The organism is Phytopseudomonas argentinensis (assembly GCF_900113905.1).
Lineage (GTDB): Bacteria > Pseudomonadota > Gammaproteobacteria > Pseudomonadales > Pseudomonadaceae > Aquipseudomonas > Aquipseudomonas argentinensis.
Genome location: NZ_FORC01000003.1, coordinates 683,794 through 706,881 on the forward strand (window position 1 = coordinate 683,794; position 23,088 = coordinate 706,881).

Genomic DNA, 23,088 nt, shown 5'->3' on the forward strand with positions numbered 1-23,088 from the left:
GACTATGTCCGTGAAACAGAACAACCTCAAATCCTGGTTCAAGAGCGGCTCGCCGTGGATCTGGATGAACGCCGGTGCGGTGTCCATTGCCATCGTCATGGTCATCGGCCTGCTGGCAGTGATCGCCGTGCGCGGCCTGGCCCATTTCTGGCCAGCCGATATCGTCGAGGGCAACTACCTGGTACCCGGGCAGACCGCTACGGTCATGGCCGGGGAAGTGGTGCAGAAGGAAGAGATTCCTCGCGCTCGCCTGGCCTCCGCCGGGCTGCCGGTAAACGTCGACGGCGGCGAGTTCATGACCCGTGAATTGCTCAAGGTGGGTAACCGCGACTTCTATGGCGCGGACTTCTCCTGGGTGGTCGGCGAATGGCTGACCGACCTGCGCAAGCCCAAGGACATGACCGCCTTCGAGCGACGTGAATGGGGCAACTTCTATGGCTACGTGGTCAACGTCAAGGAAGAGGGCCGGCTGGTCGCCGAAGGCGAGGCCGCCTGGCCGGAACTGCAGAAGCGTCTGCAACGTGTCGATGAGCTGCACAGCGAGATCTCGCGCATCGAGAAGCGTGACATCGGGCGTATCAACGCCGGACTCGAGCGGGTACGCCTGCAGACCCGCCGGTTGGAGCTCGACGGCAAGCTGACCGACGCCGCTCAGGCCGATCTGGCCGCCGAGCGCGCCCGCTGGGATGCCGAATACAAGGTGCTGGAGCAGGAGCTCAACGCCCGTTACGAGCAGTTCAACCGCGACAGCGTCACCGTGCGCTCTGCCGAAGGCCGCGAACAGGAAATCAGCCTTGGCAAGGTGGTACGGGCCTACCGTCCGAATGCCATGACCACGCTCGACAAGCTCAGCTTCTACGGCAGCAAGCTGTGGGAGTTCGTCAGCGACGACCCGCGCGAGGCCAATACCGAGGGCGGTATCTTCCCGGCGATCTTCGGCACCATCATGATGACCCTGATCATGGCCGTGATCGTCACGCCGTTCGGGGTGATTGCCGCCATCTATCTGCGCGAGTACGCCAAGCAGGGCCCGCTGACCCGGGTGATTCGTATCGCTGTGAACAACCTGGCCGGTGTACCGGCGATCGTCTACGGCGTGTTTGGCCTGGGCTTCTTCGTCTATGTCCTGGGTGGCTCGATCGACCGCCTGTTCTTCCCGGAAGCCGCACCGGCACCGACCTTCGGTACCCCCGGCCTGCTGTGGGCCTCGCTGACCCTGGCGCTACTCGCCGTGCCGGTGGTGATCGTCGCCACCGAGGAAGGCCTGTCGCGTATACCCCGGGCTCTGCGTGAGGGCTCCCTGGCCCTCGGTGCGACCAAGGTGGAAACCCTCTGGCGCGTGGTGCTTCCGATGGCCAGCCCGGCGATGATGACCGGCCTGATCCTCGCCGTGGCCCGTGCGGCCGGTGAAGTCGCGCCGCTGATGCTGGTGGGCGTGGTCAAGCTGGCGCCGAGCCTGCCGGTGGACGGCAACTACCCTTATCTGCACCTGGACCAGAAGATCATGCACCTGGGCTTCCATATCTTCGACGTCGGCTTCCAGAGCCCCAACGTCGAAGCGGCGCGCCCGCTGGTCTACGCTACGGCGTTGCTGCTGGTGCTGGTCATCGCGATTCTCAACCTGACGGCCATCTACCTGCGCAACCGCCTGCGCGAGAAGTACAAGGCCCTGGATCACTAATTCTGCTACGGGCTGCTGGCTGCAGGCTTCAGGCAAGCGCCGGCCTGCAGCTTGCAGCTACAGCCTATAGCCTCCGAAGGAGACTGGTATGCAACACGAAACCGCTACCCACGGCATCGACCTCGCGGCCTTGGGCCGTGACAAGCAGAGCCTCGATCTGGCCAACGAGACCACGGCCATCGAAGTGCCGGGCCTGAACCTGTTCTATGGCGACAAGCAGGCGCTGTACGACGTCAAGATGAACATCCCCAAGCAGCGCGTGACGGCTTTCATCGGCCCTTCGGGCTGCGGCAAGTCGACCCTGCTGCGTACCTTCAACCGGATGAACGATTTGGTCGACGGCTGCCGCGTGGAAGGCGAGATCAACATCGATGGCCGCAACATCTACCGCAAGGGCGAAGACGTTGCCGAGCTGCGCCGCCGGGTCGGCATGGTGTTCCAGAAACCCAACCCGTTCCCCAAGAGCATCTACGAGAACGTGGTCTACGGCCTGCGTATCCAGGGCATCAACCAGAAGCGCATCCTTGATGAGGCTGTCGAGTGGGGCTTGAAGAGCGCCGCCCTGTGGGATGAAGTGAAGGACCGTCTGCATGAGTCGGCCCTTGGCCTGTCCGGTGGTCAGCAGCAGCGTCTGGTGATCGCTCGTACCGTGGCGGTACAGCCCGAAGTGCTGCTGCTCGACGAGCCCTGCTCGGCACTCGACCCGATCTCGACCCTGAAGGTCGAAGAACTGATCTACGAGCTGAAGTCCAAGTACACCATCGTCATCGTCACCCACAACATGCAGCAGGCCGCGCGCGTCTCGGACTACACGGCCTTCATGTACATGGGCAAACTGGTGGAATTCGGCGACACCGACACGCTCTTCACCAATCCGGAGAAGAAGCAGACCGAAGACTACATCACCGGTCGTTACGGCTAAGGCCCTGGTCCTTGCTTCCTGGCTGTGTCGGTGCTCATCGGGCGATCGGCACCGCTCTTCGCGCCAGAGCGCATTTGCACAAGCCTTGGTATTCATATTCAACGTGTAGGGTGCGTGGTGCCGCCAGGCGGTGCGTACCATGGGCACTCAGCCGGTAGCCTTCGCGGAGCGAACAGATGATCAACAAAGACAGCCTCACCCATCATATTTCCCAGCAGTTCAACGCTGAACTGGAAGAAGTACGCAGCCATCTTCTCGCCATGGGCGGTTTGGTGGAGAAGCAGGTCAACGATGCGGTGACCTCGCTGATCGAAGCTGACTCCGGCCTGGCGCAACAGGTGCGCGAGATCGATGACCAGATCAACCAGATGGAGCGCAACATCGACGAGGAATGCGTGCGAATTCTCGCCCGGCGCCAGCCCGCTGCCTCGGATCTGCGCCTGATCATCAGCATTTCCAAGTCGGTGATCGACCTCGAGCGCATCGGTGACGAAGCCACCAAGATCGCCAAGCGCGCCATTCTGCTCACCGAAGAAGGCGAGTCGCCGCGCGGCTACGTCGAGGTTCGCCACATTGGCGACCAGGTACGCAAGATGGTTCAGGAAGCGCTGGATGCATTCGCCCGTTTCGATGCCGACCTGGCGCTGTCGGTCGCCCAGTACGACAAGACCGTGGACCGCGAATACAAGACTGCCCTGCGTGAGTTGGTCACCTACATGATGGAAGACCCGCGCTCGATCTCCCGTGTCCTCAACGTGATCTGGGCGCTACGCTCCCTGGAGCGCATCGGCGACCACGCACGCAACATTGCCGAGCTGGTGATCTACCTGGTACGCGGCACCGATGTGAAGCACATCGGCCTGACCCGCATGCAGGAAGAAGTGCAGGGCGGCGCCAGCGAGTGACCGCACGCTCTTGGCCATGTGCAGGTGCGGCCGCGGGTCTGCCTGCACGTGGCGGCAGCGGTTATGCTTTAGTGTTGGCAATGAGCCAGTGCTCACGTCTATGCTAATGACCATTCGAGGGAGTGGTCGATGAGCAAAGTTAGTGTGCTGGTGGTGGACGACGCCACCTTTATCCGCGATCTGGTGAAAAAGGGGTTGCGTGACAACCTTCCCGGCATCCAGATCGAGGAAGCGGTAAACGGGCGCAAGGCCCAGCAGCTTCTTGGTCGAAACCCGATCGATCTGATTCTGTGTGATTGGGAAATGCCGGAGATGTCCGGTCTTGAGCTGCTGCAATGGTGCCGTGAGCAGGAATCGCTGAAAGGCGTGCCCTTTATCATGGTCACCAGCCGCGGCGACAAGGAAAACGTGGTGCAGGCCATTCAGGCCGGCGTTTCGGATTTCATCGGCAAGCCGTTTTCCAACGAGCAGTTGATCACCAAGGTCAAGAAGGCCCTGCAGCGCGCCGGCAAGCTGGCGGCGCTGATGTCCGCTGCTCCGCCGAAAATGCTCAGCACTGGCGCCTTCGCCAACGATTCGCTGGCCGCCCTGACCGGTGGCAAGACCGAAGTGGTGCGGCCTGCCGCGCCCACGCCAGCGGCAGCCTTTGCGCCGAGCCCTGCAGCTGCGCCTGCCAAGGCTGCCGCGGCGCCGGCCGGCCGGGGCCAGGGGCAGTTGCGCTTGCCAGGCGGCATGATGGCCTGCGTGGTCAAGGCGCTGAGCCTCAAGGAAGCGTTACTGGTGGTCAAGCGTGGCGAGTTGTTGCCGCAGGTGCTGGAGAGCGCGGTGCTCGACCTCGAGCAGGGTGAGGCCTCGGAAGTGGCGCGTCTCAATGGCTACCTGCACAGCGTTTCCGCCTTCGAACCCAAGCCGGACAGCGAATGGCTGCAGGTGGTGTTTCGCTTCGTCGACCGTGACCCGCAGAAGATGGACTACCTGTCCCGGCTGATCGCCCGGGGTACCGCCCAGAAACACTTCTCCCCGGGCGCCTGACAGGGGCTCGTCCGCCAGTGGCCGAGCCCTGTCACTCAGGCTCTGTCTTCGCTTAGGCCACCTCGTTGAGGTGGCGTTGCCAGGACTCCGGAATCTGCTGCAGCTTCGGGTAGTTGAGCGCTTCGAGCTGCTGGGCCTGGAGCAGGAACGGCGTGTGCCGTAGGTGCTCCGGCAGATGGCGTAGCTCCGGAATCCACAGACTGACGTATTCGCCCTTCGGGTCGTATTCGCGTGCCTGCTTGAGGGCGTTGAAGGTGCGCTTGAGTCGCGGGTCGCTGCCGACCCCGGTCAGGTAGGCCCAGTTGCCCCAGTTACTGGCCGGGTCGTAGTCGATCAGGTGTTCTTCGAACCAGGCTGCGCCGTGGCGCCAATCCTGTTGCAGGTCGCTGACCAGGTAGCTGGCCACCACCTGGCGACCGCGGTTGGACATATAGCCGGTGGCGCTCAGCTCACGCATGTTGGCGTCCACCAGCGGCATGCCGGTGCGGCCCTGAGCCCAGTGTTCGAAGCGCTCGTCGATCTGCTGCGGCGCGCGCTCGGTGGCCTTCAGCCCGCCGGCTTCGAAAAGCATCTGCCCGTGGCGTTGCAGGGTGCAGCGGAAAAACTCGCGCCACAACAGCTCCAGCCACAGCCAGTAGGTCGATTCATTGGCACCGTAAAGTGCCTCATGGCGACGCAGCTCGGCCGCGGTTCGGCGTGGCGACAGCGCGCCGTTGGCCAGCCAGGGCGAGAACTTCGAGGAGTACTCGCTGCCGATCATGCCGTTACGGGTGTCCTTGTAGGTGCGCACGTTCTGGCTGTCCCACAGGTAATCGCGCAGCCGCGCCAGGGCCGCCGCCTCGCCACCGGAGAAGGGGAACGCGCTCGGTACCACGCTCAGGGCATCGCCCAGGCCCAGCTGCGATTGGGTCGGCAGGCTGAAGGCCTGGGCGTCCACGCCTTCCGGCAGCGGCGGGAGCTGATCGGGCGCGGGGTGCGGCTGGAATACATATTGGCGGGCATCGATCAGCGCCCGGAACTGGCTGTAGACCTGGGGCAGTTGCTCGAGCGGGCAGGGCAGATCGGCCTCGCTGAACAGCCCGTTGCCCTGGGCGGTCCGTAGCGGCACGCTGCCCAGGGCGTCCCGTACCCGGGCAAGCACCGTACGCTCCTGCGGGGCTATCTCGTCGAGCGTCAGCACTTGGCGCATATCGAACTGGCCGGCCAGTTGCACGATGACCTCTTCCGGCTTGCCGGACACCACCAGCAGCTTCGAGCCGCGCTGGCGCAGCGCGCTGTCGAGGGCGGTGAGGCTTTCCAGCAGGAAACGCCCACGGTGTACGCCGATGCGCCGACTGCCGAATTCATCGAACTGCAGCAATGCCGGGTCGAGCACATAGACCGGCAGCAGACAGTTGGCGCTGAGGGCGGCCTGCAGGGCAGGATGATCGTCGAGACGTAAATCCTGTTTGAACCAGAGCAGCGCGCGCATGGAGTGTTCCTTCATAGTCGACTGCCTATTGATCGCGCAGAGGTACGACAAGTTCAGCGCCGTCCAGCGGCGACCGATGGCGGGCGTTCAGGCCCAGATGAAGACATTGCCGACTGACGCCGGGTGCGTCAGCCACTAGACTGTGCGGCTGTTTTTCAGGAGCCCCGTACAATGGATATCTTCAGCATCGCCGTGTTGCTGTTTCTGGTCACCGACCCGTTCGGCAATATCGCCATCTTTATAGCCGCCTTGAAGAACGTCGCCCCCGAGCGGCGCCTCTGGGTAGCTGCGCGCGAGCTGCTGTTCGCCCTGGCATTGCTGCTGTTGTTCCTTACCTTTGGTGACAAAGTGCTCAGCGCGCTGGGCCTGTCGCGGGAGGCAACTGCGATTGCCGGCGGTATCATCCTGTTCGTCATCGCCATGCGCCTGATCTTTCCAAGCCCCCAGGGCGTGCTGGGCGATGTGCCCGATGGCGAACCGATGCTGGTGCCGCTGGCCACGCCGGCGGTGGCCGGACCCTCGGCACTGGCGGTCCTGATGACCTTGCGCAATACCCACGAAGGCGCACTCTGGGAGCTTTACCTGGCATTGGTCATGGCCTGGGCCGCGACCGCATTCATCCTGCTGCAGGCTTCGTTCCTGCAGCGTTTCCTCGGCCCTCGCGGGCTGACCGCAGTGGAGCGGCTGATGGGCATGCTGTTGATCATGCTCAGCGTCGACATGCTGCTGGACAACATTCAGAGCGTATTGCATATCCAGCCATGAAATATCTCAGCCTAGCCTTGTTTGCCTTCCTGCTTGCCGGCTGTAGCAGCGGCCCGCGTATCGATCACAGCTACACCGCCAGCGGGCAGAGCAGTCGCGTGCAGTACATCGTGCTGCACTACACCTCGGCGGATCTGCCGCGTTCGCTGGAGTTGCTGACCAAGGAAGAGGTCAGCGCCCACTACCTGATCAACGCCGTGCCGCCGACCATCTACCAGCTGGTCGATGAGAACCGCCGGGCCTGGCACGCCGGGGTCAGCGAGTGGCAGGGGCGCACCTGGCTCAACGGCACCACCATCGGCATCGAGCTGATCAACCAGGGTTATTTCGACACGCCCAAGGGCCGCTACTGGCAGCCGTACGCACAGGCGCAGATCGATGCGCTGATCGTCCTGCTCAAGGACATCATGGCGCGCCACCAGTTGCCGCCGGGCAGCATCATCGGGCATAGCGATATAGCGCCGCAGCGCAAGGTCGATCCGGGCCCGCTGTTCCCCTGGAAGCAGCTGGCCGACGCAGGCCTGATGCCGTGGCCGAACGCGCAGGTGGTGGCCCGCCAGCAGGCGGTATTCAGCGTGGCACTGCCGAGTGTCGAATGGTTTCAGCAGCAGTTGGCCGAGCAGGGCTATGAGGTGCCGACCAGCGGTGTGCTCGACGAGGCCACCCGCAACGTGATTCGCGCCTTCCAGATGAAATACCGGCAGGCGCTTTACGATGGCCAGCCGGACGCGGAAACCGCAGCCCTGCTGCTGGAGGTCAATCGCCTCGCCAAGCACTGAGGCTCGCCAGCCGGGCAGGGCTTACAGGGGCAGGGCGAGATGGAAGCGTGCGCCCTGGCCGGGCTGGGATTCGGCGCCAATGCGACCGCCATGCAGCTGGACGATCTCCTTGCACAGCGCCAGGCCGAGGCCGGCACCGCCTTTCTTGTGGCCGATCTGCACGAAGGGCTCGAACAGCCTGGCCTGCTGGCCGTAGGCAATCCCTTCGCCTTCATCCTCGACACTGATCAACAGCCGTTCATCCTGGCGCTGGGCCGCAAGGCGCAGGGTGCCGCCTTCCGGACTGTGGCGCAGGGCATTGTCGATCAGGTGGTCGAGCACCCGCTCGATCTGTGCCCGGTCCAGGTGGGTGCGGGGCAACCCATCGCCCACCTCCAGCGCCATGTGAATCTGCCGTGCTTGAGCCTTGCCGAGATGGCGCTTGACGGCGTTTTCCAGCAGTTCGGGGATGTCACAGGGGGCCCGCTCCAGTTTCTGCACGCCGCTCTGGTAGCGCGAGAAATTCAGCAGGTCCTCGATCAGGTGCACCAGGCGCTCCATCTCTTCTTCGACGATGCGCACCAGATCAGCTTCGCGCGATTCTTTGGCGAACGTGCTGCGTTCGCGCAGCAGGCCAAAGGCCATGTGCATGCCGGTTACCGGGGTGCGCAGTTCGTGGGAGGCGCGTAGCACGAACTCATTGCGTGCCCGCTCGAAGGCGCGCTGCTCGGTCACGTCATGCAGCACCATCACGGCGCCAAGGATATGCCCCTGGCTGTGGCTGACCGGCGTCAGGCTGTAGTTGAGCAGGCGGGTTTCGCCATTGGCCTCGACCTGCAGATCCGCCAGGCGCTGCTCCAGGTTGTGGCCTTGCAGCACGTGCTGCAGTTGCTCGTCCAGTTCCGGGCGGCCGAGGGCGTGGCCGGGCGTCTGGCCGAGCGGCTGATCGTTCCAGCCAAGCTGGCGCTGGGCGACCGGGTTGAAATGTTCCAGCAGGCCGTCGCGACCAAAGATCAACAGGCCGTCATCGATGCTGTCGAGCACCGCCTGCAGGCGCCGCTGCTCGGACATCAGCGCCTCGACGTTACTGCTCTTGAACTGGCGCAGGCTTTCGGCCATCAGGCCAAAGCGGCGGCTTAGCGCCGACAGTTCGGCCACCGGGGTGATCGGCAGGGTGACCTGAAAGTCGCCGCGGCCGATCTGGTCGGCGGCGCGGGCCAGGGCATCGATCGGCTGGCCAACCCGACGGGCGATGGTGTGCGCGGTAATGAAACCGATCACCAGTACCGCCAGGCCAACCAGGCCCAGCAGGCCGGCGATCAGCCAGGCCCGTTCGCGGGACTGCGCTTCCGATACCTTGACTGCCGATACGTAGCGAATTTGCAAGGTATTGAGTCGATCACGCACGGTTTCGATGGTCTTGGCGAAATCGTCGTTGGTCAGCAGCTGGTCGCGAATCGTGAGCGGGTCTTCGAGCAGCGTGCTGAATTTCTGGTAGGCGCTCTGGATCTCGAGCATCTCCTGGCGATCGGTATCGGTTGCGCTGTGTTGCAGACTGTCGGTGAGCCAGCCGCGGATGCGCTGGTCGGACTCCCGAAGGGCCTGCACCGTCCGCTCATCGAAGTCCTCGCCGAGCATCATGAACAGTTGCCTGCCCAGTTCCTGGCGCAGATCCAGGCTGGTGCTGATGACTTCCAGATTGTGCGCCAGCGAGCGGTTCTGCGATTGGGTCAGCTGCAGCACGCTGAATATACCCAGGCTCAGCCCGAGCAAGGCGACGGTAAGCAGCGCACTGGTGCTGAGAAACAGCTTGCTGCGCAGTTTCATAGGCCAAGCTGCTTGCGTTTGCGATAGAGCGTCGAGGCATCGATGCCCAGCGTCTTGGCTGCCTGGTCCAGGGTGTCGCTGTTGGCCAGGACCGCGGCGATATGCGCCTTTTCCAGCTCCTCGAGGCTCAGGTCGGCGCCCACGCGGGGGGCGCTGTTGGCTGCCGGTGCACTCATGCCGAGGTGGGCGACTTCCACCCATTCACCCGGGCAGATGATGCTGGCCCGTTCGATCACGTTGCGCAGCTCACGGATGTTCCCCGGCCACTGGTAGGTCAGCAGCGCCTTGGTCGCATCGTCGCTGAAACCTCGGGCCGGGCGCGCGTAGTCCTTGACGAAACGCGCGAGGAAACGCGCAGCCAGGGTCAGGATGTCATCGGCACGTTCGCGTAGCGGCGGCAACGTCAGGGTGATGACGTTGAGGCGATACAGCAGGTCTTCACGGAAATGCCCTTCCTTGACCATCTCGTTGAGGTCGCGGTTGGTCGCTGCGAGGATGCGCACGTCGGCATGACGGGTCACCGGGTCGCCGACGCGCTCGTATTCCTTGTCCTGAATGAAGCGCAGCAGCTTGGGCTGCAGGGTCAACGGGAAGTCACCGATTTCGTCGAGGAACAGGGTGCCGCCATCTGCCTGGTTGACCCGGCCCAGGGTGCTTTCGCTGGCGCCGGTGAAAGCGCCGCGGCTGTGACCGAACAGCTCGCTTTCCATCAGCTCGGCGGTCAGCGACGGGCAGTTGATGGTTACGCAGGACTTCTTGGCGCGTCGGCTCCAGCCGTGAATGGCGCGTGCCAGTTCGCCCTTGCCGGTGCCCGACTCGCCGAGGATGAGGATGTTGGCGTCGGTGGCCGCGACCTGCCGGGCGGTTTCCAGGATCGCCATCATTGCCGGGCTGTGCGAATCGATGCCGTCGCTCGGTTTGCGCACTTCGCCTTCCAGTGCCTCAAGGCGTGCCGAGAGCTGGCGTACTTCCAGCTGCTTGGCAGCGGCCAGGCGCAGTTGATCGGGGCTGCACGGCTTGACCAGGTAATCAGCCGCGCCGGCCTGCATGGCATCTACCGCACTGTCGATGGCCGAGTGCGCCGTGACGATGACCACGCGCATCCAGGGCGCCTGGATGCGCATCTGCGCGAGCACATCCAGGCCGTTCTCATCCCCCAGGCGCAAGTCGAGGAAGCACATGTCGAACACTTGTCTCTGCAGCAGCGACTCGGCCTGCGCCGCGCTATTGGCAGTAGTGACCTGATAGCCCTCGTCTTCCAGGCAATAGCGGAAGGTGCGCAGGATAGCCGCTTCGTCGTCGACCAGTAGGATGCGCCCGCTCTGACCTGTTGCTTCCATTTACATGCTCCATGGGATGAATGGCAGAGATTAGTCTGAAAATCTTCGTGCAAGTTGCACGGCTAGTATGACCCGATCTTGCATCGTGCAAGCGGGCAATAGCCAGGCTTTGGATTTAAACAGCTGATTTTAGTTGGTTTTTATTTTTACAGGTGGCTGGCACAGCACTTGCGACGCTCTCCGGTCCGCTTGCGGGCGGCTTTTTTAGCAGAGAAGGAGGCGTTACATGCTGTTGAGACGATCCACGTTGGCCATGGCCATTACCGGACTGATCACCCTCGCCCCAATCGTGCACGCCGCTGAGCAAGGTCTTGCCCGGCAGTTGAGCGATGCCCGCCAGCAGGGAGCCATCGACACCGCATTCGCCCTCAGCCGGCATCTTGACCCCTTCGATATCCAGGTATCCGTGGAGGACGGCGTCGCCAGGCTCAGCGGCGCGGTGGAAAACCCTGCAGAACGCGACTTGGCCAGTGAACTGGCGAGCAGCATCGAAGGGGTGCGTGAGGTGGACAACCAGCTCAAGATCGATCCTGACCTGGTTCCGACAGTGCTCGAGGATCAGGCCAGGATCGTCACCGACAAGACCCTGGCCCAGCGTTTCGACGATGCGACGTTGGCGGCGACAGTCAAATCCAAGCTGCTGTGGAACAGCAATACCGAGGGGCTGGACATTCAGGTGCGTGCCGAAAACGGTGTGGTCAGCCTCAGCGGCAATGCCGGCACGCCGGCGGCCAAGGAACTGGCCGGCGAGCTGGTCACCAACACCGAGGGCGTGCGTGAAGTGCACAACCACCTGAGTATCAGCACGGCGGACAGTACGTCGGCCGAGGCGCAAAACGCGGCCAACGATGCCGCGGCCTCGATCAGCGACGCATGGATCACCAGCAAGGTGAAGGCCAGCTTTCTCTATAGCCGCAATCTCGATGCCCTGAATATCAAGGTCGATACGCGCGAGGGCTTCGTCAGCCTCAGCGGTACCGTGCTGAGCAACGCCGAGAAGCGCCTTGCCATGGAAACCGCCCGCAACATCCGCGGGGTCCGCGGTGTAGATGCGGACGCATTGCGTATCGCCAGCTGATCCTACCCAGCAAGGCGAGCCGCTCGGCTCGCTGCATTTCTGGCAGTGCCTGTGGCGCTGTCTCCACTTGAGGAGAATCATCATGAGCGACAAGACAGACCAGTTGAACGAGCTGATCGCCATCATTCGCGACGGCCAGCGCTTCTATGAACATGCTCACGACGAGATCAAGGATGCGCGCCTGCAGGCGCTGTTTCGTGACATGGCCCAGGCCAAGCACCAGGTAATCCAGGCGCTGGCGGTCAAGGTGGCGGCCAATCATGAACAGCCTGCCGCCGGTGGGACCCTGGTGGGCAAGCTGCGCCAGGCTTATGCCGATGCACGCGCGACGCTTTCCAGCGATGAGGAAGCCACCTATGTGGCGCAGCTCGAGGAAGCCGAGGATCGCATCCTCGAAGCGTTCGAAGATGCACTGGAAAGTGCCCAGCCCGACGTTCAGGCCCTGCTTGCCGTGGAAATGCCCAAGGTGCGCGCCTGCCACCAGCGTATGCGCGAACTCAGCAGTGCCAGGTGAGTGCGGGTTCGACAGCGTCGTGCAGAACGCCCGAGTCCGAGGCCCCCATCGTGCAGGATGCCAATGATGGCATTTCATTTATCAAGATTAAGCCATTGATTTAAAAGGAATTTATTTTTACAAAAAGCTGGCACGCAGGCTGCAATCATCCACTCATGAGCAGAACGCCAAGCCGTTCAACAACGATCTTGAGGAGCCCAGCATGACCCTTCACCGCGCCCACACCGAGATCCTAATTCTGGCCGTTGCCGCCGTGATGATCCTGCTGGTGAGCGTGGCGAACAGGGCCCCAGAACAACGCACCCTCGCGCCTCAGGCTGCCAGCCAGATCGCCATGCCGGTATCGGTGAATGCGCGTCCGGCAGCTATCCGCGCCGAGCCGGCTAGCTTGCAGAGCGTAGGTGCGCCGAAGCCGAGTAATGACAGCGACTGGGTTCGCGCCGATAGCGTTGAAGCGCCTGCCAAGCAAACCCGTTGGGTGTTCTAGAGCATCCTGACCGATTTCAAGTGTTACACCGTAAGACCTCAAAAAAACCAAGGAGAAACGCCATGCTGAGTTGGGCCATTACCTTTCTGATCATCGCCATTGTTGCTGCTGTACTGGGTTTCGGTGGTATTGCAGGCACTGCCACAGGTATCGCGAAAATCCTTTTCGTGGTGTTCCTGGTCATGTTCATCGTTTCCTTCATCATGGGTCGTCGCCCACGGGGCTAGGCGAGGTATGACGATGGATCGATTCAAGACGCTCGCTGCCGCTCTAATGCTGGGTGGTAGTGCGGCGGCCTTGGCCGCCAATACGGATGGCGAATTCCGCCTCAACGAGTTGCTCGGTAGTAACCCGGACTACCGTGAGGCCTGGCAGGAGCTGATCCAGGACGAGGAGCGATTGCCTGAATGGGTGATCAACCTCAGCGGCGTCGCCACGCCGATGAAAACGCTGGAAGAAGACGGCGACCAGTATCTGGTTGGACAGCTGTGCGAAGCCTCGAATTGTTTCAATCAGCGTCTCTATGTCGCCTTCACACCAGACAAGGATGACGCCTATGCCCTTTGGGTCCAGGTACCCGAAGGCTTGCCAAAGGACAAGGCACCCAGTGAGCATGCTGATCAGCGCTGGCTCGGTGAGCCGGATGACGGAATCAAGCAGTTGCTGCAGGAACAGTTGAAGAAAGATCCCAACTGGTACTGATGCTACCGACGGCGCCTTCTGGCGCCGTTGCTCTATCTGGCTCTCCGCCAACGACCGCTGCTCCCATTTCCCGCTTCCACTTCCTCGGTCCAGCCGCGTTATCATCAGCCGCTACGTTCTAGGGGGTGACCTATGCTCAACGGCCTGTGGCTGAGCTTTTTCGTGGTGGCAGCGGTAGCAGGGTTCAGCCGCTGGCTGCTGGCCGATGACCCGGCAGTGTTCGCTGCGATGGTGGAAAGCCTGTTCGCCATGGCCAAACTGTCGGTCGAAGTGATGGTGCTGCTGTTTGGCACCCTGACGCTGTGGCTCGGGCTGCTGCGCATCGCCGAAAAGGCCGGCCTGGTCGATGCCCTGGCGCGGGTGCTTGGACCGCTGTTCGCTCGGCTGATGCCTGAAGTGCCCCGCGGCCATCCGGCGCTCGGCCTGATCACCATGAACTTCGCGGCCAATGGCCTGGGGCTGGACAACGCGGCCACGCCCATCGGGCTCAAGGCCATGCGCGCCCTGCAGGAGCTCAACCCAAGCAGCACCACGGCGAGCAACGCGCAGATTCTCTTTCTGGTGCTCAATGCGTCCTCGCTGACCCTGCTACCGGTAACCATCTTCATGTACCGGGCCCAACAGGGGGCACCTGACCCGACGCTGGTGTTCCTGCCTATCCTGCTCGCTACCAGCGTTTCGACCCTGGTGGGATTGTTCTCCGTGGCCATCATGCAGCGCCTGCGCTTGTGGGACCCGGTGGTACTGGCCTACATGATTCCCGGCGCATTGCTGCTCGGCAGTTTCATGGCCATGCTCGCCGGCATGTCCGCCACCGCCTTGGCAGCGCTTTCGTCATTGCTCGGCAACCTGACCCTGTTCGGCATCATCGTCGCCTTTCTGGTGATCGGTGCGCTGCGCAAGGTGCAGGTCTATGAGCAATTCATCGAGGGCGCCAAGGAAGGCTTCGACGTGGCCAAGAGCCTGCTGCCCTATCTGGTGGCGATGCTTTGTGCCGTCGGTGTGCTGCGCGCATCCGGTGCGCTGGAGCTGGCGCTGGATGGTATCCGCTGGGTCGTCGCCTGGGGCGGCTGGGATACCCGCTTCGTCGATGCGCTGCCAACGGCGATGGTCAAGCCCTTTTCCGGCAGCGCGGCACGGGCGATGCTGATCGAGACCATGCAGACCCAGGGGGTCGACAGTTTCCCGGCCCTGGCGGCGGCGATCATTCAGGGAAGTACGGAAACCACGTTCTACGTGCTGGCGGTGTATTTCGGTGCGGTGGGTATCCAGCGTGCCCGGCACGCCGTCGGCTGTGCGTTGTTGGCCGAATTCTCCGGCGTGGTAGCCGCGATCGCCGTGTGCTACTGGTTCTTCGGTTGAGCGGGGGGTTCGCCCTCGCCATCAGGCGCGCTTGAAGACTGATCCGTCGGCTGAGCATCGGGCTCGGCCGGCGGTTCGGCAGCTTCAGCCTCGCGGTCGACCTGCGGCTCAGGCTCGGCTTGCGGGGCGACGGTCGGCTCTACTGGCGCCTGTGCGGCGTCTCTCGGCCCCGGCGCAGAGCCTGCTGGCGCGTCGGTATCCGCGGTAACCTCGAAGCGCAGCACGCCGATCAGTTGCCCGGCGTCGGTCAGCACCTGAATCTGCCAGTCACCTTCCACGGCCTGCGGGAAGTTCTGCTTGTGCGTCCAGGCGCGATAGCCCTTCTCGCGGCCGCCATGGATATCCAGGGCGATACGCTCCAGCTCCTGGCCGTTGTGTTCCCAGACGTGATAGATGCGCTCGTCGAGACCACGGGGTGCGTTGATGGCCGTGTAGGCGTACAGGCCGGTGCTGCGCAGCTGGCTGGCACTCAACTGCTTGATGCCTTCGCCAGGCGAGCGGTTCTGGTTGTCGAACTCGGTGGTGATGGCCACTTCGGTCAGCCACAGTGTGGCCGGCGGCACCCAGGTGCGGGTCAGCCAGCCAAAGGCGCCGATGGCCAGGGTCAGGCCGATCAGCAGCAGGCCGCGCCACCATTTACGCACGGTAATGATGCTGAACAGGCTGGGAAACGACAGCAGCACGGCAGCCGCCAGCGAATACTGATAGCTCTGGGTGGTGTTGAGCTTGAAGATGATCGGCAGTGCCGTGAGCATCACTGCGAACAGTGCCAGGGTGTGATAGGCGAGAAAGATCCAGCGCCGCGGTGCCAGCCACTTGTAATAGAGCGGGTCGGTGATCGATACCAGCGCCGCCGCCGCCAGCAACCCGCTGAACAGCGCCTGACTGCTGTTCCAGGTGGTGGTGATAAAGAAGAACGGCAGGACGAAGAACAGGCTTTCCTGGTGAATCATCTGCGTGGCGTAGCGCAGCAGCGGTCGCGGCAACTCGAAGCCGAAGCGTGCGGCGATCCGCTCGCGCAGCACGTTTTCCAGAATCAGCCATAGCCAGCTGACCAGCAGGACCAGGGCCAGCACCTTGGCCAGCCCCGCCTGGCGATCCACCAGCACGAAGCTGGCAACACCGGAAAGAAATCCGAAAACGGCAATGGCGCCCGGATGGCGCTGCATCAACGCGATGATCCGGAACACGAGATTTTTGCTTGAGGCGATTAGAGACAAGGCAGCCCTGGCAGTCATCTGGAACGATGGGCAGGATACTGCATTTGCCCAAACTTGCGGCCTCCACCGATCAGGCGTCGGGGTTCAGATCAACCTGGCCCATGCCCGCGATTCGCGCGCATGGCGCGCCCCACTGGTACTGCATCGCTATCCGCTTTGCCTCATGGCAACCCTCAACTCATCACCCGATACGCCAGCGCTTCCCCCAGCAACCAGTCGCGAAAAGCCTTCAGCGCCGCCGACTCGACCTTGCGCTCCGGCACTGTCAGGTAATAGGCGCGGCCTCCATCGGGCACCGGGCGGTCCATGGCGACCACCAGGCTGCCGTCGGCCAGTTCGCGCTGAATCAGAAAGGGCGGGATCAACGCCACCCCCATCTCATGACGGGCTGCCTGGGCGAGCATCGAAAACAGTTCCAGGCGCGGGCCCGTCATGTCGCGACTGACGTTCAGCCCCTGCGCCGCAAACCACTGACGCCAGGCATAGGGGCGGGTGCTCTGCTGCAGCAGCGGCAGTTCGGCGATGCGCTCGGCACTCGCCGGCTGGCCGCCGAGCAGCGTCGGGCTGCACACCGGCGTCAGGTGTTCATGCATCAGGAAGTGCGCCTCGGTACCCGACCAGTCGCCATCGCCGAAATAGATCGCCGCATCGAAGCCGGTGTCGGCGAACAGGAACGGCCGTGTGCGGTTGGTCAGGTGCACCGTGACTTCCGGGTGCTGGCGCTGGAAGTCCTTCAGGCGCGGCAGCAGCCATTGCGTCACAAAGGTCGGCACCACGGCGAGCTCCAGGCCCATGGCGCCCTGGGCACCCATCAGCGCCAGGGTATCTCGTTCCACGGCATCGAGCTGAGCGGCCACCTTGGCCGCATAGGCGGTGCCCGTTTCGGTCAGCAATACGCCGCGGCGCGAGCGGCGAAACAGCTCCACGCCTAGAAAGGCTTCGAGCCCGGCGATCTGCCGGCAAACCGCACCCTGGGTCAGCGCCAGTTCATCGGCTGCACGGGTGAAGCTCTGGTGGCGAGCTGAGGCCTCGAAGGCGACCAGCGCTGCGGTGCTGGGAATCTTGCGACGCATCTGTGCAAGTACCTCACTGAATGACGCGTTTTCTTGATCCTAATCCTATCTCGGAGTGAGCTTTTTGCACAGTTGCGTGCGGATTAGTCGTTTGCGAGCAGCCGGCTAGGCTTTTAGGCTCAGTTCAACGAGTTACTTCCCGAGGATTTCGCGATGGCCGCCAAGGCAAGCTTCAACTGGATCGACCCGCTTCTGCTCGACCAGCAGCTAACAGAAGAAGAGCGCATGGTGCGTGACAGCGCCGAGCAGTTCGCCGCCGACAAGCTGGCGCCGCGGGTGCTCGAAGCCTTCCGCCATGAAAAGACCGACCCGGCGATCTTCCGTGAGATGGGTGAAACTGGCCTGCTCGGTGCCACCATTCCCGAAGCCTATGGCGGCAGTGGCCTCAACTACGTGTGCTACGGGCTGATCGCCCGCGAAGTGGAACGCATCGACTCCGGCTACCGCTCGATGATGAGCGTGCAGTCGTCCCTGGTGATGGTGCCGATCTTCGAATTCGGCAGCGAGGCCACCCGGCAGAAGTACCTGCCCAAGCTGGCCAGCGGTGAGTATATCGGCTGTTTCGGCCTCACCGAGCCCAACCATGGTTCGGATCCGGGCTCGATGATCACCCGGGCCAAGAAGGTCGATGGCGGCTACCGCCTGAGCGGCAGCAAGATGTGGATCACCAATAGCCCGATCGCCGATGTCTTCGTGGTCTGGGCCAAGGACGATGCCGGGGAGATCCGCGGCTTCGTGCTGGAAAAGGGCTGGGAAGGGCTGTCGGCTCCGGCTATCCACGGCAAGGTTGGCCTGCGCGCCTCGATCACCGGCGAGATCGTCATGGACAACGTGTTCTGCCCCGAAGAAAACGCCTTCCCGGACGTGCGCGGTCTGCGTGGCCCCTTCACCTGCCTGAACTCGGCGCGCTATGGCATCAGCTGGGGCGCGTTGGGCGCTGCCGAAGCCTGCTGGCACACGGCGCGCCAGTACACCCTGGACCGTCAGCAGTTCGGCCGCCCATTGGCCGCCAACCAGCTGATCCAGAAGAAGCTGGCCGACATGCAGACCGAGATCACCCTGGCCCTGCAGGGCTGCCTGCGCCTGGGGCGCATGAAGGACGAAGGCACCGCCGCGGTGGAAATCACTTCGATCATGAAGCGCAACAGCTGCGGCAAGGCCCTGGATATTGCCCGTATGGCCCGCGACATGCTCGGTGGCAACGGTATCAGCGACGAGTTCGGCGTGGCCCGTCACCTGGTCAACCTGGAGGTGGTCAACACCTATGAAGGCACCCACGATGTGCACGCGCTGATTCTGGGGCGGGCGCAGACGGGCATCCAGGCCTTCTTCTAAGCCGCTTCAGGTTGTTGATCGTTCCCGCGCCTGGCGTGGGAACGCCTGCGTCATCTCCGTACGAGGCCTCTGCGATGTCCGGTGCCCTTTCTCATCTGCGTATCCTCGACCTGTCCCGGGTGCTCGCCGGCCCCTGGTGCGGGCAGAACCTGGCTGACCTCGGCGCCGAGGTGATCAAGGTCGAGCGGCCCAAGGTCGGTGATGACACCCGCCACTGGGGCCCACCCTATCTGCGTGATGATGAAGGGCGCGATACCAGCGAGGCGGCCTATTTCCTTGCCGCCAACCGCAACAAGCAGTCGCTGACCCTCGACTTCACCCAGGTCGAGGGCCAGCGCCTGGTGCGTGAGTTGGCGGCCAAGTCGGACATCCTTATCGAGAACTTCAAGGTCGGCGGGCTGGCTGCCTACGGGCTGGATTACGCCAGCCTCAAGGCGATCAATCCGCGGCTGATCTATTGCTCGATCACCGGCTTCGGCCAGAGCGGCCCCTATGCCAAGCGCGCCGGCTATGACTTCATGATCCAGGGCCTGGGCGGCCTGATGAGCCTGACCGGCCAGCCTGATGGCAGCGACGGCGCAGGCCCGGTAAAGGTCGGCGTGGCGCTGACCGATATCCTCACCGGGCTGTACGCGACGGTCGCCGTACTCGCCGCATTGGCGCATCGGCAGAAGACCGGCGAAGGCCAGCACATCGACATGGCCCTGCTCGACGTGCAGGTGGCGTGCCTCGCCAACCAGGCGATGAACTACCTGACCACCGGTGTCTCGCCAAAGCGCCTGGGCAATGCTCACCCGAATATCGTGCCGTACCAGGCGTTCCCGACGGCCGATGGCGACCTGATCCTTACCGTCGGCAATGACAGTCAATTCCGCAAGTTCTGCGACGTGGCCGGGCACCCCGAATGGGGCGTGGATCCACGCTTCGCCAGCAATGGCCAGCGGGTCGCGCACCGTGCCGAGCTGATTCCGCTGATCCGTCAGGCCACGGTGTTTCGTACCACGGCCGAATGGGTCGGCCTGCTCGAGGCGGCAGGCGTGCCCTGTGGGCCGGTCAACGATCTACAGCAGGTCTTCGCCGACCCACAGGTCATCGCCCGAGGCCTGCGTATCGACCTGCCCCATCCGCTGGCCGGCAGCACGCCACAGGTTGCCAGCCCGCTGCGCCTGTCGGCCAGCCCGGTGGAGTACCGCCAGGCACCTCCGCTGCTGGGCGAGCATACCGAGCGTGTGCTCGGCGAGGTGCTTGGGCTGGATGCCCGGCAGATCGAGGCGCTACGCAGTCAAGGGGTGATCTGAGCGCGTATCGCACCTCCCGCCAAGGCACCTGCTTCAGGCATCGAGCTGGGACGCCGGGCCGAAGAACTCGTAGTGGCACTGCTCGCTGGGCACGCCCAGGTCGTTCAGGTGCCGCTTGACCTGCGCCATGAAGGGTTTCGGGCCGAGGAAGTAAGCCTCCAGATCACGATCCGCGGGCAGCCACTCGTCCAGCTGCTCGCGGCTGACCATACCCTGGGCGTGGGGCTGGTCGTCGTCACGCGGGTCGCTATAGCAGAATCGGTAGCTGATCTGCGGGTAGTCGCGGCTCTGTTCTTCGATCCACCGCTTGAAGGCATGCACACCGCCGTGGCGGGCATAATGAATGAAGTGGATCGGGCGACCGCTCTCACGGGCAGCTTGCAACATGGTCAGCGCCGGGGTGATGCCCACGCCTGCGGTGATCAGCGCCATGGGCTTGTCCGATTGGCGCAGCACGAAGTCGCCAGCCGGCGGGAACAGTTCCAGAGTATCGCCCACCTGGATATGGTCGTGCAGGTAGTTGGACACTTTGCCGCCGATTTCGCGTTTGACGCTGATGCGGTATTCACGACCATCGCTCAGGGCCGACAGTGAGTAGTTGCGGCGCTGTTCCTGGCCGTCGACGATGATGCGCAGGCCGATGTACTGGCCCGGCTGATGCACCAGTACCGCACCGCCATCGATCGGGACCAGCCGCAAGGACATGATTTCCTCACTCTCCCGGGTCTTGGCGACCACCTTGAAGTCCCGCGAGCCGCGCCATCCGCCTGGTGCTTGTTCGTGCTCCTTATAGGCACTTTTTTCGGCACCGATCAGGATGTCCGCCAGCTGCCCGTAAGCCGCCGCCCAGGCATCGATCACCTCGTCGGTGGCAATCTCTGCGCCCAGCACTTCGCGAATGGCACGCAGCAGGCAACTGCCCACGATCGGGTAGTGCTCGGGGAGGATCTGCAGCGCCACGTGCTTGTTGACGATCTGACTCACCAGCGGGCCGAGCGACTCGAGCCGATCGATATGCCGGGCATACATGAGTACGGCATTGGCCAGCGCACGTTGCTGGGCACCGCTGGCCTGGTGGGCCTGGTTGAACAGCGGACGTACCTCGGGATACTCCTCCAGCATCATCGCGTAGAAGTGCCGGGTCAGGGCTTCGCCCCCGGTTTCCAGCAACGGGACGGTGGCTTTGATGATGGCGCGTTGTGGGTGGCTGAGCATGATGATGGTTCCTGTCGCAAGGCATGAAGGGGATCTGCCAGGGCCATTTCAGATCCCGTGCCAACTGGCAAACCCGCTGGATTACTGGGCCTGCGCATGTTATGAGTCATTTTGACCGCATGCGTTGTGTGTCTTTATGACTCTTCAGGTGTCTTTATGACTTCCAATCCTCTGCTGGTTGCCCTGCTTCCGCTGGTCGATGACCTCTCCCGGGATCTGCCTGAAAGCGAGCGTTACCGGCGCCTGCTCGCGGCGCTACGGCAGTTGTTTCCCTGCGATGCCGTGGCACTGCTCAGGCTCGATGGCGAGGTGCTGGTACCGCTGTCCGTAGAGGGGCTGAGTGCTGACACCATGGGGCGCCGCTTCAAGGTAAGCGAGCATCCCCGGCTGCATGAGCTGCTGCAGCACCGCGGGCCTACTCGATTCGCCGCTGACTGCGAGCTGCCCGATCCCTACGATGGCCTGCTGGAGGGCCAAAACGGGCACCTGGAGGTACACGACTGCCTGGGGTGCCCGCTTTACGTGAAGGAGCAGTTGTGGGGGTTGTTGACTCTGGACTCACTGCAGTCGAGCAGCTTCGGTCGTGTCGATCTGGGCATGCTGGAGGCATTCGCCAGCCTGGCTGCCGCGACGGTGGCCGCCAGCGAGCGGATCAGCCTGCTGCTGGGGCGTGTCGAGAGCGAGCAGCGCCGTGCAGACCTCTACAAGCATGCGGCTGATGCCGCTCGCCCGCGGGAGATGATTGGGCAAAGCGCGCGACACAAGGCGTTGCTGCAAGAGATCGAGCTGGTTGGCCGCAGTGATCTCACCGTATTGATCAGCGGCGAGACCGGCGTCGGCAAGGAGCTGGTCGCCGAAGCGCTGCATGCCGCCTCGTCCCGCTCCTCGCGGCCAATGGTCAGCATCAACTGTGCGGCGTTGCCGGATACCCTGGTGGAAAGCGAGCTGTTCGGGCATGTGCGCGGCGCGTTTTCCGGCGCGCTCAGCGAACGGCGCGGCAAGTTCGAACTGGCTGATGGTGCCACCCTGTTTCTCGACGAGGTGGGCGAGCTGCCCCTGGCCGTGCAGTCCAAATTGCTGCGAGTGCTGCAGAGTGGCCAACTGCAGCGGGTTGGTTCGGATCGGGAACACCGCGTCGATGTACGGGTGCTGGCGGCCACCAACCGTGATCTGGCGGAAGAGGTTCGCGCCGGGCGTTTTCGTGCCGACCTCTATCACCGCTTGAGCGTTTATCCGCTCAAGGTGCCGGCGCTACGTGAGCGGGAACGTGACGTGCTGCTGCTCGCCGGGTACTTCCTTGAAGACAACCGCGCGCGTTTGCGGCTGCGTAGCCTGCGTCTGTCGGCCGATGCCCAGAAAACCCTGTTGCAGCACGACTGGCCCGGCAACGTCCGGGAGTTGGAGCACCTGATCGGCCGAGCGGCCATCAAGGCACTGTCAGCCTGCGCCGAGCGCCCACAGATATTGACCATCGACAGTCATGCGCTGGACCTGCATCCGCTGCTCCACACCTATATAGAAGAACAGGCACATCCGGCGCTCGAACCTTCACTGCCGGTAGGGCAGGGGCTGCGCGAGGCGCTGGATGACTATCAGCGGCGTCTTATAGAAGCAGCGCTTGATCGTCATGCCGGGCGCTGGGCCGACGTGGCCCGTGAACTGGCTGTGGATCGCGCCAACCTGCAGCGTCTTGCCAAACGCTTGGGGCTCAGATAGCGGCCGCGAACGTTCTATCTATAGAGGAGCCGCCTGTTTGGCGGCTTTATTTCAATTCGATGAAATAAACGGTTGACCTGAGTTTCAGGGGGCCTATAATGCGCACCACTTCCGGCGCAGCCTGATCTGAAAACTCCTTTGGAAACAAAGAGTTAGACGAAAATAAGGGTTGCACGGACGGCGAATTCGAGTAGAATGCGCCGGCATCGACAGGGTGGTTTGAGTGGCGCTGTTGATGGTTCGATCAGGTTTGATCGAAGGCGGTAAAGAGGGTGTTGACAGCGGTTTGTAACGCTGTAGAATGCGCCTCCCGCTGGAGAGAAGATGGTCTGGTCGGGCGCTGCAAGGTGTTGAGAAGAAAGAAAAAGTTCTTCAAAAACAACTTGA

Annotated in this window: 21 protein-coding genes; 15 read left to right on the forward strand and 6 right to left on the reverse strand. The window is 63.1% G+C overall.

The features are described 5' to 3' along the window. Positions 1–10: 10 nt before the first annotated feature. The 4 genes from pstA to BM154_RS17650 all read left to right on the forward strand — a co-directional run bounded on the left by pstA (position 11) and on the right by BM154_RS17650 (position 4,540). Positions 11–1,681 (forward strand): phosphate ABC transporter permease PstA, encoded by a 1,671-nt coding sequence (pstA, locus tag BM154_RS17635; RefSeq protein WP_074887185.1) that lies wholly within the window; start codon positions 11–13, stop codon positions 1,679–1,681. An 88-nt stretch (positions 1,682–1,769) separates the two neighbouring features. Further along, positions 1,770–2,603: a phosphate ABC transporter ATP-binding protein PstB gene (gene pstB, locus BM154_RS17640; protein ID WP_074887029.1), complete on the forward strand. Its 834-nt coding sequence runs from the start codon at positions 1,770–1,772 to the stop codon at positions 2,601–2,603. 176 nt (positions 2,604–2,779) lie between these two features. Further along, entirely contained in the window at positions 2,780–3,508 is a 729-nt protein-coding gene (phoU, locus tag BM154_RS17645; RefSeq protein ID WP_074887030.1) for a phosphate signaling complex protein PhoU, read from the forward strand. 129 nt (positions 3,509–3,637) lie between these two features. Next, a complete protein-coding gene (locus BM154_RS17650) occupies positions 3,638–4,540 on the forward strand; it encodes a response regulator (RefSeq protein ID WP_074887031.1) in 903 nt (300 codons plus the stop codon). 52 nt (positions 4,541–4,592) lie between these two features. Here BM154_RS17650 and BM154_RS17655 read toward each other — a convergent pair whose 3' ends face one another. Beyond that, the gene (locus BM154_RS17655; RefSeq protein ID WP_074887032.1) at positions 4,593–6,011 is read right to left on the reverse strand and encodes a DASH family cryptochrome; all 1,419 of its coding nucleotides are present in this window, start codon (positions 6,009–6,011) and stop codon (positions 4,593–4,595) included. 171 nt (positions 6,012–6,182) lie between these two features. Here BM154_RS17655 and BM154_RS17660 point away from each other — a divergent pair, with 171 nt between their 5' ends. Together BM154_RS17660 and BM154_RS17665 are read left to right on the forward strand one after the other, a co-directional pair. Then, the gene (locus BM154_RS17660) at positions 6,183–6,776 is read left to right on the forward strand and encodes a MarC family protein (RefSeq protein WP_074887034.1); all 594 of its coding nucleotides are present in this window, start codon (positions 6,183–6,185) and stop codon (positions 6,774–6,776) included. Continuing rightward, positions 6,773–7,555 carry an N-acetylmuramoyl-L-alanine amidase gene (locus BM154_RS17665; RefSeq protein ID WP_074887035.1) on the forward strand — a complete coding sequence of 261 codons (783 nt, stop codon included), beginning with the start codon at positions 6,773–6,775 and terminating at the stop codon, positions 7,553–7,555. The genes BM154_RS17660 and BM154_RS17665 overlap by 4 nt, the downstream gene beginning before the upstream one ends. 21 nt (positions 7,556–7,576) lie before the next feature. Here the strand turns inward: BM154_RS17665 and BM154_RS17670 are convergent, their stop codons facing one another. Continuing rightward, positions 7,577–9,361: a KinB sensor domain-containing domain gene (locus tag BM154_RS17670; RefSeq protein ID WP_074887038.1), complete on the reverse strand. Its 1,785-nt coding sequence runs from the start codon at positions 9,359–9,361 to the stop codon at positions 7,577–7,579. Beyond that, positions 9,358–10,701 (reverse strand): sigma-54-dependent response regulator transcription factor AlgB, encoded by a 1,344-nt coding sequence (gene algB / locus BM154_RS17675; protein WP_074887044.1) that lies wholly within the window; start codon positions 10,699–10,701, stop codon positions 9,358–9,360. Before algB ends, BM154_RS17670 begins: the two co-directional genes overlap by 4 nt. Before the next feature lie 226 nt (positions 10,702–10,927). Here algB and BM154_RS17680 point away from each other — a divergent pair, with 226 nt between their 5' ends. The 6 genes from BM154_RS17680 (at position 10,928) to BM154_RS17705 (ending at position 14,844) form a co-directional block, all read left to right on the forward strand. Beyond that, a complete protein-coding gene (locus BM154_RS17680) occupies positions 10,928–11,779 on the forward strand; it encodes a BON domain-containing protein (protein ID WP_074887048.1) in 852 nt (283 codons plus the stop codon). Between the two features lie 82 nt (positions 11,780–11,861). Beyond that, positions 11,862–12,293: a ferritin-like domain-containing protein gene (locus BM154_RS17685; protein WP_074887050.1), complete on the forward strand. Its 432-nt coding sequence runs from the start codon at positions 11,862–11,864 to the stop codon at positions 12,291–12,293. A 202-nt stretch (positions 12,294–12,495) separates the two neighbouring features. Further along, entirely contained in the window at positions 12,496–12,780 is a 285-nt protein-coding gene (locus tag BM154_RS17690; protein WP_074887053.1) for a hypothetical protein, read from the forward strand. 62 nt (positions 12,781–12,842) lie between these two features. Further along, the gene (locus BM154_RS17695; protein ID WP_013789335.1) at positions 12,843–13,007 is read left to right on the forward strand and encodes a DUF1328 domain-containing protein; all 165 of its coding nucleotides are present in this window, start codon (positions 12,843–12,845) and stop codon (positions 13,005–13,007) included. A gap of 7 nt (positions 13,008–13,014) precedes the next feature. Beyond that, on the forward strand, positions 13,015–13,482 hold the full coding sequence (locus tag BM154_RS17700; protein ID WP_074887057.1) for an inhibitor of vertebrate lysozyme family protein: 468 nt from the start codon (positions 13,015–13,017) through the stop codon (positions 13,480–13,482). 132 nt (positions 13,483–13,614) lie between these two features. Further along, entirely contained in the window at positions 13,615–14,844 is a 1,230-nt protein-coding gene (locus BM154_RS17705) for a nucleoside recognition domain-containing protein (RefSeq protein WP_074887060.1), read from the forward strand. Here the strand turns inward: BM154_RS17705 and BM154_RS17710 are convergent. Further along, positions 14,826–16,082 carry a DUF5924 family protein gene (locus tag BM154_RS17710; protein ID WP_074887063.1) on the reverse strand — a complete coding sequence of 419 codons (1,257 nt, stop codon included), beginning with the start codon at positions 16,080–16,082 and terminating at the stop codon, positions 14,826–14,828. The two genes, BM154_RS17705 and BM154_RS17710, sit on opposite strands and share 19 nt — an antisense overlap. 155 nt (positions 16,083–16,237) lie before the next feature. Next, on the reverse strand, positions 16,238–17,137 hold the full coding sequence (locus BM154_RS17715; RefSeq protein ID WP_074887066.1) for a LysR family transcriptional regulator: 900 nt from the start codon (positions 17,135–17,137) through the stop codon (positions 16,238–16,240). Between the two features lie 153 nt (positions 17,138–17,290). Between BM154_RS17715 and BM154_RS17720 the strand changes: the two genes are divergently transcribed. Further along, positions 17,291–18,472 carry an acyl-CoA dehydrogenase gene (locus BM154_RS17720; RefSeq protein ID WP_074887069.1) on the forward strand — a complete coding sequence of 394 codons (1,182 nt, stop codon included), beginning with the start codon at positions 17,291–17,293 and terminating at the stop codon, positions 18,470–18,472. 74 nt (positions 18,473–18,546) lie between these two features. After that, on the forward strand, positions 18,547–19,770 hold the full coding sequence (locus BM154_RS17725; RefSeq protein ID WP_074887072.1) for a CaiB/BaiF CoA transferase family protein: 1,224 nt from the start codon (positions 18,547–18,549) through the stop codon (positions 19,768–19,770). 33 nt (positions 19,771–19,803) lie between these two features. On the opposite strand, the gene hmpA is transcribed toward BM154_RS17725, so the two are convergent. Further along, complete coding sequence (hmpA, locus tag BM154_RS17730) at positions 19,804–20,985, reverse strand: NO-inducible flavohemoprotein (RefSeq protein WP_074887075.1); 1,182 nt, start codon at positions 20,983–20,985, stop codon at positions 19,804–19,806. A 156-nt stretch (positions 20,986–21,141) separates the two neighbouring features. On the opposite strand from hmpA, the gene norR reads away from it, so the two are divergent. Next, a complete protein-coding gene (gene norR / locus BM154_RS17735) occupies positions 21,142–22,701 on the forward strand; it encodes a nitric oxide reductase transcriptional regulator NorR (protein ID WP_074887078.1) in 1,560 nt (519 codons plus the stop codon). Positions 22,702–23,088: the final 387 nt, after the last annotated feature.